The organism is Actinoplanes sp. NPDC051470, from assembly GCF_040682035.1.
GTDB lineage: Bacteria > Actinomycetota > Actinomycetes > Mycobacteriales > Micromonosporaceae > Actinoplanes.
The window spans coordinates 45,250-62,374 of record NZ_JBFBAA010000009.1; the positions used below are offsets into that span (position 1 = coordinate 45,250).

20 protein-coding genes are annotated in these 17,125 nt (G+C 71.5%); 11 read left to right on the forward strand and 9 right to left on the reverse strand.

The genetic code is table 11. The annotated features are described in order from the left end of the window. Positions 1-12: 12 nt before the first annotated feature. From AB0M54_RS17675 to AB0M54_RS17695, 5 genes are all read right to left on the reverse strand, one after another. A complete protein-coding gene (locus AB0M54_RS17675) occupies positions 13-801 on the reverse strand; it encodes an SAM-dependent methyltransferase (protein ID WP_364472368.1) in 789 nt (262 codons plus the stop codon). 29 nt (positions 802-830) lie between these two features. Continuing rightward, positions 831-2,045: a PQQ-dependent sugar dehydrogenase gene (locus AB0M54_RS17680; RefSeq protein WP_364327273.1), complete on the reverse strand. Its 1,215-nt coding sequence runs from the start codon at positions 2,043-2,045 to the stop codon at positions 831-833. Positions 2,046-2,128: 83 nt separating this feature from the next. Next, a complete protein-coding gene (locus AB0M54_RS17685; RefSeq protein WP_364472371.1) occupies positions 2,129-3,154 on the reverse strand; it encodes a serine/threonine-protein kinase in 1,026 nt (341 codons plus the stop codon). Between the two features lie 24 nt (positions 3,155-3,178). Continuing rightward, entirely contained in the window at positions 3,179-3,976 is a 798-nt protein-coding gene (locus tag AB0M54_RS17690; RefSeq protein ID WP_364472374.1) for an ABC transporter permease, read from the reverse strand. Between the two features lie 13 nt (positions 3,977-3,989). Continuing rightward, the gene (locus AB0M54_RS17695) at positions 3,990-5,015 is read right to left on the reverse strand and encodes an ABC transporter substrate-binding protein (RefSeq protein ID WP_364472377.1); all 1,026 of its coding nucleotides are present in this window, start codon (positions 5,013-5,015) and stop codon (positions 3,990-3,992) included. Positions 5,016-5,069: 54 nt separating this feature from the next. On the opposite strand from AB0M54_RS17695, the gene AB0M54_RS17700 reads away from it, so the two are divergent. From AB0M54_RS17700 to AB0M54_RS17745, 10 genes are all read left to right on the forward strand, one after another. Beyond that, the gene (locus tag AB0M54_RS17700; RefSeq protein ID WP_364327285.1) at positions 5,070-6,020 is read left to right on the forward strand and encodes an LLM class F420-dependent oxidoreductase; all 951 of its coding nucleotides are present in this window, start codon (positions 5,070-5,072) and stop codon (positions 6,018-6,020) included. A 9-nt stretch (positions 6,021-6,029) separates the two neighbouring features. Continuing rightward, positions 6,030-6,911 carry an LLM class F420-dependent oxidoreductase gene (locus AB0M54_RS17705; RefSeq protein ID WP_364327288.1) on the forward strand — a complete coding sequence of 294 codons (882 nt, stop codon included), beginning with the start codon at positions 6,030-6,032 and terminating at the stop codon, positions 6,909-6,911. 54 nt (positions 6,912-6,965) lie between these two features. After that, a complete protein-coding gene (locus AB0M54_RS17710; protein WP_364472380.1) occupies positions 6,966-7,514 on the forward strand; it encodes an FAD-dependent monooxygenase in 549 nt (182 codons plus the stop codon). A 7-nt stretch (positions 7,515-7,521) separates the two neighbouring features. Continuing rightward, a complete protein-coding gene (locus tag AB0M54_RS17715) occupies positions 7,522-8,019 on the forward strand; it encodes a MarR family transcriptional regulator (RefSeq protein WP_364472383.1) in 498 nt (165 codons plus the stop codon). An 85-nt stretch (positions 8,020-8,104) separates the two neighbouring features. Then, a complete protein-coding gene (chrA, locus tag AB0M54_RS17720; RefSeq protein WP_364472385.1) occupies positions 8,105-9,430 on the forward strand; it encodes a chromate efflux transporter in 1,326 nt (441 codons plus the stop codon). 42 nt (positions 9,431-9,472) lie between these two features. Beyond that, positions 9,473-11,152 carry a DUF4157 domain-containing protein gene (locus AB0M54_RS17725; RefSeq protein WP_364472388.1) on the forward strand — a complete coding sequence of 560 codons (1,680 nt, stop codon included), beginning with the start codon at positions 9,473-9,475 and terminating at the stop codon, positions 11,150-11,152. Beyond that, positions 11,149-11,703: a HEAT repeat domain-containing protein gene (locus AB0M54_RS17730; RefSeq protein ID WP_364472391.1), complete on the forward strand. Its 555-nt coding sequence runs from the start codon at positions 11,149-11,151 to the stop codon at positions 11,701-11,703. Before AB0M54_RS17725 ends, AB0M54_RS17730 begins: the two co-directional genes overlap by 4 nt. Positions 11,704-11,754: 51 nt before the next feature. Then, a complete protein-coding gene (locus tag AB0M54_RS17735; RefSeq protein ID WP_364472394.1) occupies positions 11,755-12,135 on the forward strand; it encodes an ester cyclase in 381 nt (126 codons plus the stop codon). Between the two features lie 202 nt (positions 12,136-12,337). Then, entirely contained in the window at positions 12,338-13,651 is a 1,314-nt protein-coding gene (locus AB0M54_RS17740; protein ID WP_364472396.1) for a neutral zinc metallopeptidase, read from the forward strand. A gap of 178 nt (positions 13,652-13,829) precedes the next feature. Continuing rightward, positions 13,830-14,435, forward strand: coding sequence for a GAF domain-containing protein (locus AB0M54_RS17745; protein ID WP_364324266.1), 606 nt, complete (start codon positions 13,830-13,832; stop codon positions 14,433-14,435). A 113-nt stretch (positions 14,436-14,548) separates the two neighbouring features. Here the strand turns inward: AB0M54_RS17745 and AB0M54_RS17750 are convergent, their stop codons facing one another. The 4 genes from AB0M54_RS17750 to AB0M54_RS17765 form a co-directional block, all read right to left on the reverse strand. Next, positions 14,549-14,824 carry a hypothetical protein gene (locus tag AB0M54_RS17750; RefSeq protein ID WP_364472399.1) on the reverse strand — a complete coding sequence of 92 codons (276 nt, stop codon included), beginning with the start codon at positions 14,822-14,824 and terminating at the stop codon, positions 14,549-14,551. Between the two features lie 98 nt (positions 14,825-14,922). After that, the gene (locus tag AB0M54_RS17755) at positions 14,923-15,378 is read right to left on the reverse strand and encodes a DUF4383 domain-containing protein (protein ID WP_364324272.1); all 456 of its coding nucleotides are present in this window, start codon (positions 15,376-15,378) and stop codon (positions 14,923-14,925) included. 86 nt (positions 15,379-15,464) lie between these two features. Then, positions 15,465-15,641, reverse strand: coding sequence for a hypothetical protein (locus tag AB0M54_RS17760; protein WP_364472401.1), 177 nt, complete (start codon positions 15,639-15,641; stop codon positions 15,465-15,467). A gap of 103 nt (positions 15,642-15,744) precedes the next feature. Then, positions 15,745-16,422, reverse strand: a complete 678-nt coding sequence (locus AB0M54_RS17765) for a sensor histidine kinase (RefSeq protein WP_364472404.1) — start codon at positions 16,420-16,422, stop codon at positions 15,745-15,747. Positions 16,423-16,452: 30 nt separating this feature from the next. On the opposite strand from AB0M54_RS17765, the gene AB0M54_RS17770 reads away from it, so the two are divergent. Next, entirely contained in the window at positions 16,453-17,091 is a 639-nt protein-coding gene (locus tag AB0M54_RS17770; protein ID WP_364472407.1) for a response regulator transcription factor, read from the forward strand. Positions 17,092-17,125 lie beyond the last annotated feature (34 nt).

Here is a 17,125-nt window from a genome sequence, read left to right on the forward strand (position 1 = left end):
TCGAGGGCGAGTTCAGCTGATGTGGCCGACGCCGCCGAACAGGTAGACCTCCGGCTCGTCGGACTGCGGTTCGGGGCGCCAGCGCGAGCACGTCACGACGCCGGGCTCGACCAGATCCAGTCCGTCGAAGAAGCGCTCGAGCTCGGCCTTCGTCCTGGCGCGGATCGGCGTACCGCCGCGCTCGGTGGTCTCTCGCATCACGCGCAGCATCGGCTCGCCGTGGATCTCGGCGGTGGAATGGGTGAGCGCCAGGTAGCTGCCGGCGGGCATTTCCCGCACCAGCCGCGCGACGCAGTCGTACGCCACGTCGTCGTCCATGAGGTGGTTGACGACGCCGAGGAGCATGAGCCCGATCGGCTGCGAGAAGTCGAGGGTCTGCCGCGCGGACGCGAGGATCGTCTCGGGCTCGCGCAGGTCGGCTTCGAGGTAGTCGCAGGCACCTTCCGGGGTGCTGGACAGCAGCGCACGCGCATGGGCCATGACCAGCGGATCGTTGTCGACGTAGACCACCCGGCAGCGCGGGTCGAGCGACTGCGCGACCTCGTCGGTGTTGTCGGCCGAGGGGAGCCCGGTGCCGACGTCGAGGAACTGACGGACGCCGGCCTCCTCGACCAGGAATCTCACCACCCGCTTGAGGAAGGTGCGGTGGGACCTCGCGCCGATGGGTATGTCCGGGATGTGGGCGATGACCTCGTCGCCCGCCTCCTGGTCGGCCTTGAAGTTGTCCTTGCCGCCGAGCCAGTAGTTCCAGATCCGCGCCGAATGCGGAACCGTGGTGTCCAACCTGGAGTCGTCGGTCATGACGCCATTCTTCCGCGCCGGCGGGGCGCTCAGGCGGGCGGGGCAGCCCGTGGCGGTACCCGCTCGAACCGCACCCGGCTCATCCCTCCCGGGAGGTCGCTGAGCACGTACAACTCGCCGTGCACGTCGGTGCCGATCGCGGACGGCTGGGTGGGGAAGTTGCCGATCGTGGCGGTCTCGTAGCCGCCCTCGGGCCGGGGACGCACGGCGAACACCCGGGTGGAGCAGTAGTCGCTCGCGACGTAGGTTCCCCACGCCTCCGGGGTCAGCGTGCCCCGGTACACCACGCCGCCGGTCACCGAGCAGTTGTCGTTGTAGTGGTCGTACTCGAAGACCGGGTCGGTGTACCGCACACCGGGACGGCATTGTTGCTGGTCGAAGATCGGGGTGCCTTCCCGGCAGGACCAGCCGAGGTTCGCCCCGCCCTGCCACGGGCGGATGTGGTTGATCTCCTCGACCAGCCCCTGACCGACGTCACCGATCCACAGCGAGCCGTCGACCGGGTCGACCGAGAACCGCCACGGGTTGCGCAGCCCGAACAGCCAGATCTCCGGCCGCGCGCCCGGCTCGCGGACGAACGGGTTGGTGACGGGCACGCAGTACGGCTTCGCCCCGCACGTGCGGCTGACGTCGATCCTGACGATCTTGCCGAGCAGGGTGCGGAGGCTCTGACCGGACTTGAACGGGTCGTTCGCGTGGCCGCCGTCGCCGAGTGACCAGTAGAGGTAGCCGTCGCGGCCGAACGCCACCTGTCCGCCGTTGTGGTTGCCGTACTCGGCGTGCTCCTGGGTGAGCAGCACCTGCAGCCGCTCGGGAGCGTTGATGGGCACGCGCGCCAGGGTCAGCGCACCGGCCGGGAGGCTGGTGTAGGCGATGTAGAGCATGCCGGTCCGGGCGAAGTTCGGGGCGGGCGTGAGGCCGAGCAGGCCGCGCTCGTTGTCCGACGTGTCGATCCGGGCGGTCAGGTCGAGCAGCGGCTCGGCCGACAGGCCGGTGGCGGGGTGGTAGGCGCGGACGGTGCCGTCCTTCTCGGCGATCAGCATCCGGCCGTCCGGCAGCCCGGTGATCGCGATCGGGCGCCGCAGGCCGGAGGCCACCTGTTCGGACACCACCGTCAGCTCAGCCAGGGGCACGGCATGGGTACGGGAGGCAGCGACCGGCGCCGACGTCAGCAATGGCGTGGAAAGGGCCAGAACGAGCAGGCCGGCCAGCAGGGTGGCCAGGCGATGACGCCTACGAGACATGTCGGCTCCTCGAGCAGAGTGGCGGACGCGGTCTGGGAGCGCTCCCACCATACATCGACCATCACCGATGTCGTCAAGGCCGGCTACGAGATGAAGTCGTCCAGCACCCACAGGAGGGTGAGGGTCAGGATCGTGCCGAGCAGGCCGGTCAGCACCATGAGCACGACGAAGACCCGGGTGTGGCGAGGGTTTTCGCGAACCGCCGGCCTCGGCGTCGGCCTCTGGAGCTGGGGCGGCCGCGGCCGCGGTATCGTCGGCGGGACCGGCCGCGAAACCGGCGGACGGGCCGCGACCGGCGCCGCGCCGAGCAGCGTGTCGAGGAGTTCGCGGGCGGTCGGGCGGTCGGTGGGTCGTTTGGCGAGGGCGCGGCCGACCAGATCGCGGAGCCGCCCCGAGAGCGCGCCGAGGTCGGGCGGCTGGGTGGCGATCCGGACCGCCGTGGCCGCGGCGGTGCCGGCGGTGAACGGGGTGCGGCCGGTCGCGGCGTACGCCACCAGCACACCCCACGCGAAGATGTCGGCGGCGGGGCTCACCGCGCTGCCGACCGTGTCGAAGCACTCGGGGGCCATGTACTCGACCGTGCCGACGAGCTGGCCGGTCAGGGTGTGCTCGCTGGTCAGGTCGATCGGCCGGGCGATGCCGAAGTCGATCACCTTGACGCCGCCCAGGGTGAGCAGGACATTGGTCGGCTTGACGTCACGGTGCACCACCCCGGCGCCGTGGATGGCCGCGAGCGCCGTGGTGACGCCGATGATCACGCCGGGCAGCAGATCGGGGCCGAGGGGACCGTTCTTCCGGATCTCGTCGGCCAGGCTGGGGCCGGACACATACTCGACCACCAGGTACGGCGGCTCGTGGTCCGGGTCGGCGTCCAGCACGGCCGCCGTGCAGAACGGCGGGACCTGGCGGAGCCGGTTGACCTCGCTGCGGAACCGGCCGCGCAGCACGACGTCCCAGGCGTACTCATGGCGCAGGGTCTTGACCGCCACCCGGCGGCCGTCGGCGCCACGGCCGAGATAGACGGTGCCCATGCCACCCGCGCCCAGGCGGCCGAGCAGCTCGTAGTCGCCGAGGCGGGTCGGATCGCTCGTGCGCAACGGCGTGCTCATCGGCTTCCCCCAGCGAATTCGTCGTCAGCGCGCTGATGTCGTGGCTCGTACCCACGGCAGCGCGAGCCGCTCGACCATCAGGAGAAGGTAGTACAGCACGATGCTGACCACGGCCAGCAGGGTGATCGCGGTGAACGCCGTGGCGGTGTCGCCCTGGCCGCTGGTCTGCACGATGATCATGCCGAGGCCGGTCTCGCCGTACTGCATCTCGCCGACCACCACCCCGATCACCGCCAGCGGCATGGCGACGCGCAGTCCGACGAACATCTGCGGCAACGCGGCGGGCAGCCGTACCCATCGGAAGGTCTGCCATCGGGTCGCGTTCACCGATCGGGCCAGCTCGGCCAGGTCGGCGGGGGTGGTGGTCAGACCGACCGCCGTGGACAGCACGATCGGGAAGAAGCAGACCATGAAGGCCATCGCCAGCACCGGGGTGCGCCCGTAGCCGAACCAGATCAGCATCAGCGGGGCCAGCGCCACCTTCGGCACCGCGTTGAAGGCGACCAGCAGCGGCGAGAACATCCGCTCGAACGGACGCCACGCCGCGATGGCCGTCCCGATCAGCACGCCCGCGATCGCGGACAGGGCGAAGCCGAGCGCGGCGGCGACGGTGGTGTGCCAGGTTTCCGCGACCAGGAGGCCGCGGTAGCGCTGGAAGCCGTCGAGCACGTCGGGCGGGGACGGCAGCACCACCGTGTTGACGGCGAACACGGTGGTGGCGGTCCACCAGGCGCCGATCGTCACGCTCAGGCCGAGCATGGGCCAGAGCACGGCGGAGGCGGTACGACGGCGCGGGGGGCCCGGCCGGTCGGTGTCGGTCATGTCTCGTCGCGGGTCAGGTCTTGGGCACCAGGTCGAAGCTGATGACCTGGCCCGGTGTGAGTCCGGCCGGGATCTGGCCGGACTCCCGCAGGATGGTGATGCTGCTGGTGACCCGGGCGTTGTCCAGCGCGCCGACGACCACACCGGCGTCGCCGCGGACGAACGGCGCCATCAGGGCCAGCTCGGCGGCGGCGCTCTGCGGGTTCGCGGTGGCCACGTTCTTCTTGAGCAGAGCGCCGGCCTCGTCCGGGTTGGTGATCGCGTCCTGCAGGCCCTTGAGCAGGGCGGCGGTGAATTTCCGCACCTTGTCGGGGTGCTCCTTGGCGTACTCGCTGGAGGTGATCAGCACGTTGCCGTAGAGGTCGGGGAGGAAGTCGCGGTACGGGAGCAGGACGGCGTCCTTCTTCGCGATGCCCTCGACGGTGGGCTTGCCGACGACGAACTGGCCGATGCCGTCGACCTTGTGCTGGACCAGGGTGCTGAAGAGGGTCTGCGGCGTTCCGTTGACAAACGTCACCTTGGCCGGGTCGACGCCGGCCTTCTTCGCGTACGTCGGGAAGAGGTTGCGAACGACGGAGCCCGGGGTGTCGGCGAGGGTCTTGCCCGCCAGGTCCTTCGGTGCGGTGATGCCGTAGCCCTCGAGCGACATGATCGCGGCCATGGTGTGCTGCTGGATCGCGGCGACCGCGGTGAAGCCGGTGACCTTCTGCTCACCGCCGGCGGCGAGCAGGCCGCCGGTCAGGTCGACGGGGGTGAACTGGACCTGGCCGGCCACGACGTTCTTGATGTTCTCCAGGCTGCCGTTACCGGCCTTGATCTCGACGTCGAACCCGGCGTCGCGGAAGTAGCCCTTCTCCTTGGCCACGTAGGCGTACGCGTCGCGGCCGAACGTGCCGAACGAGGTCAGGTACGTGACCTTCTCGAGCGCCGGGGCGCCGGGGCCGGGCTGGTCGGTGTCGCCGGCGCAACCGGCCGCGGCGGTGAGGCTGAGGGAGAGCGCCGCCGCTGCGAGCGTACGGATGAAGGTCTTCCTGGGCACGTGTTTCCTTCCGACCGAGAGGGTTGGACCGGTCTAGCGTATTAGTCTGCCTCGATGCGTGTCTGCCTGTTCACCGAGCCGCACCGTGGCGCCACCTACGACACTCAGCTGCGGCTGGCGCGGCACGCCGAGGACGCCGGGTTCGAGGGGTTCTTCCGGGCCGACCACTACCGGTCGATGGGGGCCGACGCGGGCCTGCCCGGCCCGACCGACGCCTGGCTGACGCTGGCCGGGCTGGCGCGGGAGACGTCCCGGATCCGGCTGGGCACACTGGTCAACTCGGTGACGTTCCGGCTGCCCGGCCCGCTGGCGATCATGGCGGCTCAGGTGGACGCGATGAGTGGTGGCCGGATCGAGCTGGGCCTGGGCGCCGGCTGGTTCGAACGGGAGCACACGGCGTACGGCATCCCGTTCCCGCCGCGCGGTGAGCGGTTCGACCGGCTGGCCGAGCAGTTGGAGATCATCACGGGTCTGTGGTCGGCGCCGGGACCGTACTCGTACGAGGGCAAGCACTACCGGTTGGTGGACGCTCCGGCGCTGCCGAAGCCGGTTCAGCGTCCGGGGCCGCCGATCATCGTGGGCGGGCGGGGGCCGCGGCGTACCCCGGATCTGGCGGGCCGCTTCGCGGACGAGTTCAACATGCCGTTCCGCACGGTCGCGGAGACGGCGGAGGCTTTCGGGCGGGTACGGGAGGCGGCTTCCCGGTACGGCCGGACGGTCGCGTTGTCGGCCGGGGTGGTGGTGGCGCTGGGGCGTACGGACCGGGAGGCCGGGCGGCGGGCGGCGCCGTTGCACGTGCCCAGCGCGTTGCCGCCGGAGGACCCGGTGGTGGGCGTGCCGGGGGTGCTGGTGGACCGGATCGCGGAGCTGGCGGCGATCGGCGCGTCCCGGGTCTACCTGCGGATCATCGACATGGCGGACCTGGACCACGTGGATCTGATCGCGTCGGACGTACTGCCGGCCTTTACTCCCGGCCGGCGTTTACACCGGCCAAGATCGCGGTAGGTTGCGGTCATGAGCATGCGCTTCGGAGTGTTTGTGCCGCAGGGCTGGAAGATGGACCTGACGGAGATCGCCGACCCGGTCGAGCAGTACGAGGCGATGACCGCCGTCGCCCGGCTGGCCGACGCGGGCCCGTGGGACTCGGTCTGGGTGTACGACCATTTCCACACCATTCCCGAGCCCACCCTGAACACGACGTTCGAGTGCTGGACGGTCTCCTCGACCCTGGCCCGGGACACCAGCCGGGTCAACATCGGCCAGATGGTGGGCTGCAACGGCTACCGCCATCCGTCGTTGTACGCCAAGATCGCGTCGACCGTCGACGTGGCCAGCCACGGCCGGCTCTACGCGGGCATCGGCGCCGGCTGGTACGAGCAGGAGTGGAAGGCGTACGGCTACGAGTGGGCCGACGTGCCGCAGCGGATGGCGGCGTTCCGGGAGGCGGTCGAGGTGGTGCACAAGATGTGGACCGAGCCGCGGCCGGAGTTCTCCGGCAAGTACTACTCGATCGACCGGCCGATCAACGAGCCGAAGGGCGTACGCAAGCCGCATCCCTCGTTCTGGATCGGTGGTGGCGGCGAGAAGGTGACCCTGAAGCTGGTCGCCCGGTACGCCGACGCCTGCAACGTGGGTGGCGGCGACCCTGAGCTGATCCGCCGCAAGCTCGAGGTGCTGCGCGGACACTGCGACAACCTGGGCCGCGACTACGACCGGATCGTCAAGTCGACGAGCCTGGAGCTGGATCTGAACGAGTCGTCGGCGGACACCGTGGGCCGGATCGAGCGGATGGCCGAGGCCGGCGCCGACTACGTGATCGTCTACGTGCCGCGGGTGGCGTACGACCACGAGCCCATGCAGCGGTTCGCCCAAGAGGTGATTCCGCAGTTCAGTTGATCTGGCGAGCGACTGCCAGGCCGGCATCCCCGCGCCGAAGGCCCCGGACGCGTGATGGACGTCGCCCGCCTCGTTGCGATCGATGTCCACACGCACGCCGAGATCAGCCGGGACGGCCACGGTTCCCTCAGCCCCGAGCTGCTCGGTGCGTCCGAGGACTACTTCAAGGCCCACGGCCATCGGCAGCCGACGATCGACGAGACCGCGGCCTACTACCGGGAACGCCGGATGGCCGCGGTGATCTTCACGGTCGACGCCGAGCACGCCACCGGCCACCCGCCGTCGCGGTGGAGAGTGGCGGCCCGGGCGACGATGATGGGCGACGCCGTGCACGTCATGCCGCCGTTCGGCGCCCAGGGCGGCAACACCGCGCTCCGCGACGCCGCCCTGCTCGCCCGCAGGCTGATCGAGGCGCGGGCGAACGGCACGCCGGTGGAGGAGGCGATCGCCGGCTACCAGGACGAGATGGCGCCCTACGCCTTCCGCGCCGTCGACACCGCCGCCGGGCTGATGCGCCGCCTCACCGGCGGCGCGGCCGCACCGGACTGGGTGCTGACCCGCGTGCTACCTCGGCTGCACCGCGTCACCGTGCCGGAGGGATGATGGCGGCATGTCCCACGAGCCGGCCCGTGCCTCCGCGATCGCCGACCTCATGCGCGCCGGGCGGGAGACCTCGCGGCTGTCCACGGTGTTCCGGTACGCCATCGCGGAGCGCCTGGGCCTCGCCGTGAGCGACCTGGAGTGCCTGGACTTCCTGGCCGACGCCGGGTCCGCCACCGCCGGGCAGGTCGCCGAGCGGACCAACCTCACCACCGGGGCCGTGACCAGCATGCTCCGCCGGCTCCAGCAGGCCGGCTACGTCACCGTCGAACGCGATCCGGCCGACCGGCGGCGGGTGATCGTCACCCTGCGGCCCGAGCGGATCGCCGAGCTGGAGCGACCGTACGAGCGGTTCGCCGAGCGGGCCGAGCGGCTCATCGAGGGGTACACCGTCGAAGAGCTCCTGCTGCTGGTCCGGCACTACGGCCGCATACAGGCGATGTATCTGGCCGAGCTCGACCACCTCCGCGGCGACACCGCGCCGCCGGCTGTGCGGGAGCCGGCGTGAGGTGGGCGGCCCGGGCCGGCGTACGCGACGGCCGTTCGACATGCTTGCTGCTGAACCGCACCCCCGGCTGAACGAGGAGACTGGCGTGTCCGACCGCACGACCCCCGCTGACGTCGTCCCGTTCCGGCAAGCGGTCCGAACCTGGTTCGGCATCTCGTTGCAGACCTTCGGCGGGCCGGCCGGGCAGATCGCCGTCATGCAGCGGCATCTCGTCGACGAACGACGGTGGATCGGGCAGCAGCGGTTCCTGCACGCCCTGAACTACTGCATGCTGCTGCCCGGTCCGGAGGCCCAGCAGCTCGCCATCTACGTCGGCTGGCTGCTCAACGGCCTGCGCGGGGGCCTGGTCGCGGGCACGCTGTTCGTGCTGCCGGGCTTCGTGGCGCTGCTCGCGCTGTCCGCGGTCTACGTCGGGTTCGGCGACACCACAGTGGTCACCGCGCTGTTCGCGGGTCTCGCCCCGGCCGTGGTGGCCGTGGTGGCGCAGGCGGTGTGGCGGGTCGGCCGCCGGGCGCTGACCAGCCCGGCGCTGGTCGGCTTCGCCGTTGCCGCGTTCGCGGCGCTGGCCGTGTTCGGTGTGCCGTTCCCGCTCGTGGTGGCGGCCGCGGCGGTCGCCGGGTGGGCGTTGCACCGGTGGCGGCCCGCGCTCATCACCGCCGGGAGCGGGCACGGCGCCGCCAAGGAGGGTCCGCCGCCGCTGATCGCCGACGATGCTCTGCACCACGACCAGCCGTCCGCACGCCGCGCCGTGGTGATCCTGGCGGCCGGGCTGGTGCTGTGGTTCGCGCCGCTCGCGGTGGTGGCCGCGACGACCGGGGCCGGCAGCGTCTACACCCAGCAGGGGCTTTTCTTCTCCGGTACGGCGGTGGTGACGTTCGGTGGCGCGTACGCGGTACTGGCCTATGTGGCGCAGCGGGCGGTGGAGGACTTCGCCTGGTTGTCGGCCGGTGACATGGTGCGTGGCCTGGCGCTGGCGGAGTCCACGCCCGGGCCGCTGATCATGGTGGTGCAGTTCGTAGCGTTCCTCGGCGCCTACCACCACCCCGGCGTCCTGGACCCCTGGGTGGCCGGGGTGGTGGCGTCGGTGCTGACGTGCTGGGTGACTTTCGTGCCGTGCTTCCTGTTCATCCTGCTCGGCGCCCCGTACGTGGAACGGCTGCGGGGAAATCAGGCGTTGTCGGCGGCGCTGACGGGCATCACCGCCGCGGTGGTCGGGGTGATCGCCAACCTGGGTGTCTATTTCGCCGTGCACACCCTGTTCTCCGGCGGCAGTGTGCGGCCGGTGGCCTGTGTGATCGCGGTGGTCGCGGCGGTTCTGATCTTCGGGTTGAAGTGGTCGGTGCTGCGGGTGCTCGGGGTCAGCGCCGTCCTGGGGCTGATCGCGGGGCTGGCCGGGCTGCCCGTCACGTGACGGAATCCGCCACGGATTGTGCGCCGGCGATAGCATGGCGCGATGGAGCCCAGGCTTCGAAGCGATGAGCCCCACCCGCGGCCGCCCGCGGAAGCACGAACGCCGCCCACTCCGTCAGTCGATCCCGGCAACGCCGCGCTGGCCCGGATCGCCGAGGACCGCTCGGCCGGCAGCCCGCTGTCCGGCCCGGGGCGGGCCGTGCTCGAGCGGCGGTTCGGCGCCGACTTCTCGGCCGTCCGGCTGCACACCGACAACAAGGCCGCCGAGCTGGCCGGCTCGGTGCAGGCGCAGGCGTTCACCACCGGCACCGACATCTACTTCGGCGCGGGCCACTACCAGCCGGGCAGCTCCTCCGGGCAGGAGCTGATCGCTCACGAACTGACGCACGTCGTCCAGCAGAGCAGCGGCACGGCGGGCCCACCGGGTGTCAGCCATCCGGACGACCCGGCCGAGGTCGAGGCGCGGTCCATGGCCCGCCAGGTGATGACCGGCGAAGCCGCGCCCGCGACCCGGGCGGCGCCGGGAACGGCTCTGGTGCGGCAGCTGCAACCGGCCGGCAATCGGGCGATCTCCCGGTTGATCCAGCGCGAGCCGCTGGCCAGCGTCGACACGGCCACGCTGGACGGGCAATATCGGCAGTCGCTGGCGACCGCGCTGCAGACCGGCAACTTCCAGAGCGCCGCCGAGAAGCTCAACGGCTTCAACGAGGCCGACATCCGGGCCCGGCTCGGCGAGCTCACCCGCGAGCAGGTGTCCTACCTCCACCTCGGCGCGGTGAACAACCCCCGGGTCGGCCCGCAGAGCAACGTGGCCCGGCTCACCGACGACGGGTCGGCCCCGGCGCCGGGTGCGGGCGCCGGCAAGGCGATCCCGGACATGACGACCACCGAGAAGCTGGTGGCGGCGTTCGACCGGGCCGACATCGGCGCCGCGGTGAAAGCGAAGCTGCTCAGCATGATCACGCCGCAGGCGCTGGTCATGGCCATCGTCGGCTTCGCCGCGGTCTTCATCGCCTCGCAGTTCACGCCGGTCGGGTGGGCCGCCGACATCGCTCTCGGCCTGACCGCGATCTTCATCGGGACCAGCCTCTTCTCGGCCGCCCAGCACTTGATCAACTTCGCCGACGCGCGGAACGCGACCACGCCGGAGCAGCTCGACTTCGCCGGTCAGGAGTTCGCCCGCGCGGTCGCCGAGATCGGCGTCGACGCTCTGATCCTGCTGATCACCCACACCAAGGGCGGCGGCGGTGGTTCCGGCGGCGGTCCGCCGTACCAGGGACCGCCGCCGCAGGCCATGGTGCTCGGTACGGCCAACGGCCGGCTTGTCGTCGTGGTCGCCGAGACCGTCCCGGTCCAGGTGGCCGCGGGTCTCGCCGCCCCGGCCGGTCCGATGATCATGGCGATGTCCGGCCGGCCCCGCGGGGACAAGCCGGAGCGCGACTTCGAACCGCCGGTTCGTGACCACGGCGGCAAGGCCGGCGGCGAGCTGCCCAAGAACGGCTACGAGCGCAACCTGGCCGTCAGCAGCTGGACGCGCGAGGAGCTGCTGTTCGCCGCCGACGAGCTCGAGCTGAGCGTCCAGGCGCGCCAGGCCGAGCAGGTCCGGCTGGGCGAGACGACGATCGGCGCCGAGGGGCAGCAGGTCGGCAAGGCTCACCGGATCCGGATCGAGGAGGAGCTCGAACTGCTCCGCGCGATCCGGAAGAAACTGGGTGGATCATGACCATGGCGGTCGAGCTGGTCGAGCGGATACTCCACGGCGACGATGACGGACGGGCCGCCAACCACCTGGTCACCGAGCTGCGCGGCGGCGTCTCGGTGCAGGTGCTGCGGCCGCTGCTGTTCAGCCAGGACGACGCGGTGGTCGCGATCGGCACGTGGGTGGCCTCCGAGCTGGGTGATCTGGCCGCGCCGCTGGGCGCGGAACTCGAGGACCTGCTCCGGCACCCCAACCGGGAGGTACGGTTCTTCGCCGTCGAAGCCGTGGCCCGCTTCTCGCCGGCGGCGATCCCGGTGCTCGTCGACGACCCGGATCCAGCGGTGCGCTGGAAGGCCATGACCGCCCTGGCCGCGATGCCGCAGGAGCCGTCGTCCATGGACCCGGCCGCGATCATCGCCGCCCTGGCGAGCCCGGCCGCCCACACCCGGCGCCTCGCCGCCGTCGCCGCCGTCCGCCTCGCGCCCCATGACCCCGGCCCGCTGCGGGCCGCGGCCGAGGCGACCGATCCCGAGATCCGGGAGTTCGCCGAGGGGGCCGCTACTCGTCCCGGCTAGTGCCTCGCCTTGGAACGCCGGCCGGGCGATCCGCGTGCGATGATCGGCCCCGTGGGACTTGAACGCGCCGACGTCGTGGCCCTGTACAAGCGGTACCTCACCCTCTGCAACGAGCACCGCTTCGACCAGCTGGGCGCGTTCGTCGACGAGCGGGTCAGCGGGTCCGGTTCCGTGGACGGACTGGCCGCCTACATCGAGCGGATGAAGGCGGTAGGCATCGGCTTCCCTGACTATCACTGGGAGTTACAGGGACTGATCGTCGAGGCGAACACGATCGCCGCCCGACTGATCGGTCGAGGGACGCACACCGGGGTGTTCCACGGCATCGCACCCACCGGCCGGGAGATGAGGATGGCGAAGGCCTGGTGGGGGGTGCAGCGGCGGTCGCCCATCACCACCAAGTATCTGGGGTGGGGTGCGCGATCGCTGTAGGACTCCTGATCTGGGGTCCGGGATCCGCGCCGCTTTCTTGACGCTGGTCTCGCTGACACCCATCGAAGGCGCCGTGCCGCAGGCGCCCAGTCTATCCGTCCTCGCCCTGGTTCACGACGGCGGACGTCGCGCATACATGTCCCGGGCCGGGGTAGTCGGCCGCATCGGAGCGAATGACATGCATGGGGAAGGCGACGACGATATGACCGCGTACCGCAGGATCTCCGTCGCTGTCCTGGCCGTTCTGCTCACCTCGGTAACCGGGTGCGTGCCGCTACCCGAATCGGCCGGACCGAACACCTCGACCGCGGCCACCGCCTCGCCGAACGACGTGGTGACTCGATCGGTCACGGACGTCGAACGGTTCTGGACGGCCCGATATCCGGAGGTGAGCCGCGGCGCCGCGTTCAAGCCCGTCCAGGGTGGCCTGCACCCGTACACCGAGACCGACCTGCCGCCCGCGTGTGGCGATGAGCAGGGCGTGTACCAGCCGAACGCCTTCTACTGCCCCGCCGGTGACTTCATCGCCTGGGACGCACAGACGCTGATCCCCCAGTTGCAGCAGCAGTTCGGTCCACTGCTGGTGGGGGTGGTCCTCGCCCACGAGTACGGCCACGCCGTGCAGACCCGGCTCGGCGTGAGCGACCAGCCGACCGTCGTGCTCGAGCAGCAGGCCGACTGCTTCGCCGGGGCCTGGATGGCCGACGTGCTGGCCGGACGTTCACAGGCGTTCACCGGCGTCACGCCGGCCCAGCTCGACAACACGGTGGCGGGGTTGCTGCTGCTGCGGGACCAGCCGGGCACGCCGGCGCAGGCCGCGCAGGCGCACGGCAACGCCTTCGATCGCATCCGGGCCCTGCAGGACGGGGTGGAGAAGGGGGTCGCGACCTGCGCCGCGTACCGCGCCGGCAACGTTCCGGTGACCGAGGTGCCGTTCACCAGCCGGGAAGACGCCGCCACCGGTGGTGACCTGCCGTACGCGGAGGCGGTCACCTCGCTGGCCGACGACGCGCAGGGATACTGGTCGCGCGCCTATCCGGAGCTTGCCGGGAAGCCGTGGCCGACCCTGCCGGTCCGGCCGTTCACCGGTACGCCACCCTCGTGCACCGCACCCGACCCGGCCGCCGGGGGCGCCGCGTTCTACTGCAAGGCGGGCGACTTCGTGACCTTCGACAACGGGCGGCTCGGGCCACAGCTCCATCAGAACATCGGTGACAACGCCGTCGGCATGCTGCTCGGCGACCTGTTCGCCCGGGCCGCGCAGGACCGCCGCGGCCGGAGCACCTCCGACCGTACGGGTCAGCTCGCGGTCGACTGCCTGGCCGGCTCGTGGACCAACGACCAGCTGAACCGTCAGCCGGGCCAGGGTCTGACCCTGTCGCCGGGCGACCTGGACGAGGCCGTGGCGGCGTTGCTGGCGTTCGGTCGGGCGGCGGAGGAGTCCGGCCCCAGCGCCTTCGAGCGCATCGCTTCGTACCGCAACGGGGTTCTGCAGGGCTTGGGCGCCTGTACCTGAACCCACCGTTCAGCTACCCGACCGCGGCCGACGAAATACGGTTTCGGAGGCGGCGAGCCGGGCATCCGTGCGGTCTGCGACCGGCGCCCAGCGTCGGCGAGTCCCGTCAAGAAGCGGCGTGGCCCCCGGACCGGAACCCACCTTGCCGCGTGCGGCGGTGTGTCGGAAGGACAGTTTCATGACCGACCCGCAAGCCATCAAGCCCACCGACGCGTTCGCCGAGCTCGGGCGGATCGACTTCACCGAAACCGACGTCGCGACGGCCTTGACCAAGGTGGCCGACCTGGCCCGGCGCAGCATCCCGGGCGCCGACGACGTGTCGGTCACTCTCCTCGGCGCCGGGGGCGCGCACACCGCCGCGTTCACCGGGCAACGGGCCTTGACGGTCGACGAGTGGCAGTACCAGCAGGGCCACGGTCCGTGCCTGGCCGCGGCCGCCGCGAACATCACCGTGAGCGTGCCGGACATGGCCGGCGAGAGCCGGTGGCCGGACTGGGCGGACCGCGCCCTCGACGCCGGGGTGCACAGCTCGGTGTCGATCGGACTGCCACTGCACGAAAACGTGAGCGGGGCCCTCAACGTGTACGCCCGCAAGCCGCACGCCTTCGACGAGGACGCGGTCACCCTGGCCGAGACCTTCGGTGGGTACGCCGCGGTCGCCATGGCCAACGCTCATCTGTACGACGGGCCTGCCGCCCGTCGCGAACTCGGCGACGTCGCCGCGGGCCGGGCCGACAGCGCCGGCACCCGGCTCGAAGAGCGACGAGGAGGAGACCGAGGATGACGCGAGACGACAGCGAACGGCAGGTACGCACGACCGCGGTCGTGCGTACCGGATGGGATGCCGTTCTGGTCCTGATGCCCGAGCGGCTGTTACGCGCGGGCGCCGGCGGTCGGTCAGTTCGGCCCGGTCCGCCCGCCGACCGACGTGCCGTCCGGCGATGGCCGTAGCCGCCGGCCCGCCGCCGACGTCGCGTCGGGGTCACCCGGGGCGCCGTCGGCCTCCGCCCGCTCGGTGTTCGCACCGTCCCCGAACTCGGCCTCGGCGCCCGCGTCCGAGCCGGTCAGATCATCGGCCTGACCGTCCTGCGAGAACGTCGCCATCGCCTGGTTCAGCTCAGACAACGGCAGTTTCTCCTCGTCGCGCCACACACCTTCGTCACTGTTCGTCATGCCCGTCGGCTACCCACGATCGGCCGCGTCAAGCCGCCGGGTTGGGAAAACGCCGACGCGGACGGGTGCCCGCGTCGGCGTCCATAAGGGATGTCCCGTCACCGGCGGGCGACGGCCCGGCGGGTGGTGAGCAGGCCGAGGGCGATCATGCCGAGCCCGAGGAACAGGTGCAGCCAGTCGTCGGCCGGGTTCAGCGGGACGAAGTTGGCCGAGCTGTCCTGCCCGACGACCAGGCCGTAGAGCCAGAGAACCAGGTAGATGGCTCCGCCGCCGATCAGGTAGGCCCGGGCGCCGGAGACCGTGCGGGCCAGGGCCAGGCCGGCCAGGCCGAACAGCAGGTGGACGATGTTGTGCAGCACGGACACCTGGAACACTCCGAGGAGCTTGGCGTCGGAGTGGTGCCCGGCGAAGGACATGCTGCTGTAGTCGCTGGTGATGCCCGGGATGAAGCCCAGGACCCCGACCAGGAGGAAGACGATCGCGACGACCAGTGCCGCGGTCTGCACCGGCCGGCGGGCCGAGGTGACATTGCTTGTGTGGGCGCTGCTGGCCATTTTTCCACTCGCTTTCCTAGGGGATACTTGCGGCTTCCCAGGTCGGGACCGGACTAACGCATCAAAGGGCAAGTTTCTGGGCGACGTCAGCCGCCGTGCGGCGCGGACCTCCGGGTCATCCGGTCACGGACCAGGGGAACGGTCCACACCGCTATGACGGCGCCGGCCAGCAGGCCGGTCGGCAGGTCGGCACGACCGTGGAACAGCAGCGCGAGCAGGTAGGCCGCGACTACGACGCTACGGGTGAGCAGGGCAGTGAGCACGGCTCGGTCCTTTCTTGCCGGCGGCGCCTCCCGGTCGGACAGGCCATGGCGACGGAGTGCCCGCCGGGGCGTCCCGCGGGGGCCAGGCGGTGGCCCGGCCGGGTCAATGTCGGGGGCGGGCCAGCGTCACCTCGACGGCCAGGCCGTGCGGGGTCAGGCTCCGGGCGCGGATGGTGCCGCCGTGGACGGCCACGAGGTGGCGTACGACCCAGAGCCCGAGGCCTTTCTCCCCGGCCGGCGGGGTGCGCCGGTGCAGTGACCGGGTGAGGTCCGGGGTCAGGGCGCCGCCGTCGGTGACGGTCAGCCGCAGACCGCGCCGATGAGCGCGGGCCGTCAGCTCGATCGACCCGCCGGCCGGGCCGTGCCGGTCGGCGTTGGTCAGCAGGTTGATCAGGATCTGACCGGCGTGCCGCGGGTGCACCAGCCGTTCAGCGGTGGCCCGGCCCAGCCGGACGACGAGCCGCCCGGCGGGCACGGCCGCCGACACCACGGGCAGGATCCGGTGCAGCGGGACGGGTGGGTCCGCGGGCCCGGTCATGCCGTACGCCGCCGCGGCGGCCTGCCGCAGGACGGCCTCCGCATGGGCTACGTGCTCACCGGCCAGGCGGGCCAGCTCACCGCGGGCCGACTCGGACGGCTGCGTCTCCAGCGCGCGTACCAGTGAGGTGAGGGTGGAGACCGGCGGGCGCAGTTCATGACAGACACTGCGCAGCAACACCAGGCCGGGATCGGCCGGCTGCGGCCGGCGCCCGCTCCGCCATCGGCGGCTCAGACCGGGCATGTTCGGTCCTTCATCGGGCAAGCGGCTTCCATGCCGAACGCCATCGCAGTTGCCCTCGTCGATGACCACCCGTTGTTCGTCCGCGGGCTCGAGTTGTTGCTGCCCGACGTGAGTGGTGGGCTGGCCACTGTGGTCGCCTCGACCGGGGATGCCTCGGCGGCGGCGAGCCTGGTCCGGCGTACCGTCCCGGATCTGGTCCTGGTGGACCTGCACATGCCGGCCCCGGGCGGGGTCAGGGCGGTGGCCGCCATCCGGTCCACCACACCGTGGGTGCGGATCGTGGCGATGTCCGGTGACGACGATCCGCGGCCGGCCATCGAGGCGCTGCGGGCCGGTGCGGAAGGGTTCCTGCCGAAGAGCAGCGAGGCCGAGGACATGGTGCGGCCGTTGCTGGCGGTGCTGGGCGGGTGGGCGGTCCTGCCGTCGAGTCTGCTCGCCGCGCTGCTGGGATCGGGCCGGGACGCCCGCCCGGCCCCCGCGGACCTCGACGAGGCGGACCGGAACCTGCTGCAGCTCATCGCGGCCGGGGCCACCACCACGGAGATCGCCTTGAAGCTGCACGTCTCCGAGCGCACGGTCAAGCGGCTGACCGCGACGCTGCTGCGCAAGATGCGGGTGTCGAGCCGGACGGAAGCTGCGGCGCTGGCCGGCAGCGCGGGAATCCTGTGAAGAGCCATGACGGTCCTCCGATACCTGCGGGGTA

Bases quoted from the DNA above. Each gene is read 5' to 3' on its own strand.
- AB0M54_RS17675 (WP_364472368.1), bottom strand. From the start codon at position 801: ATGACCGACGACTCCAGGTTGGACACCACGGTTCCGCATTCGGCGCGG.
- AB0M54_RS17680 (WP_364327273.1), bottom strand. From the start codon at position 2,045: ATGTCTCGTAGGCGTCATCGCCTGGCCACCCTGCTGGCCGGCCTGCTC.
- AB0M54_RS17685 (WP_364472371.1), bottom strand. From the start codon at position 3,154: ATGAGCACGCCGTTGCGCACGAGCGATCCGACCCGCCTCGGCGACTAC.
- AB0M54_RS17690 (WP_364472374.1), bottom strand. From the start codon at position 3,976: ATGACCGACACCGACCGGCCGGGCCCCCCGCGCCGTCGTACCGCCTCC.
- AB0M54_RS17700 (WP_364327285.1), top strand. From the start codon at position 5,070: ATGCGTGTCTGCCTGTTCACCGAGCCGCACCGTGGCGCCACCTACGAC.
- AB0M54_RS17705 (WP_364327288.1), top strand. From the start codon at position 6,030: ATGAGCATGCGCTTCGGAGTGTTTGTGCCGCAGGGCTGGAAGATGGAC.
- AB0M54_RS17710 (WP_364472380.1), top strand. From the start codon at position 6,966: ATGGACGTCGCCCGCCTCGTTGCGATCGATGTCCACACGCACGCCGAG.
- AB0M54_RS17715 (WP_364472383.1), top strand. From the start codon at position 7,522: ATGTCCCACGAGCCGGCCCGTGCCTCCGCGATCGCCGACCTCATGCGC.
- AB0M54_RS17725 (WP_364472388.1), top strand. From the start codon at position 9,473: ATGGAGCCCAGGCTTCGAAGCGATGAGCCCCACCCGCGGCCGCCCGCG.
- AB0M54_RS17730 (WP_364472391.1), top strand. From the start codon at position 11,149: ATGACCATGGCGGTCGAGCTGGTCGAGCGGATACTCCACGGCGACGAT.
- AB0M54_RS17740 (WP_364472396.1), top strand. From the start codon at position 12,338: ATGACCGCGTACCGCAGGATCTCCGTCGCTGTCCTGGCCGTTCTGCTC.
- AB0M54_RS17745 (WP_364324266.1), top strand. From the start codon at position 13,830: ATGACCGACCCGCAAGCCATCAAGCCCACCGACGCGTTCGCCGAGCTC.
- AB0M54_RS17750 (WP_364472399.1), bottom strand. From the start codon at position 14,824: ATGACGAACAGTGACGAAGGTGTGTGGCGCGACGAGGAGAAACTGCCG.
- AB0M54_RS17755 (WP_364324272.1), bottom strand. From the start codon at position 15,378: ATGGCCAGCAGCGCCCACACAAGCAATGTCACCTCGGCCCGCCGGCCG.
- AB0M54_RS17765 (WP_364472404.1), bottom strand. From the start codon at position 16,422: ATGCCCGGTCTGAGCCGCCGATGGCGGAGCGGGCGCCGGCCGCAGCCG.
- AB0M54_RS17770 (WP_364472407.1), top strand. From the start codon at position 16,453: ATGCCGAACGCCATCGCAGTTGCCCTCGTCGATGACCACCCGTTGTTC.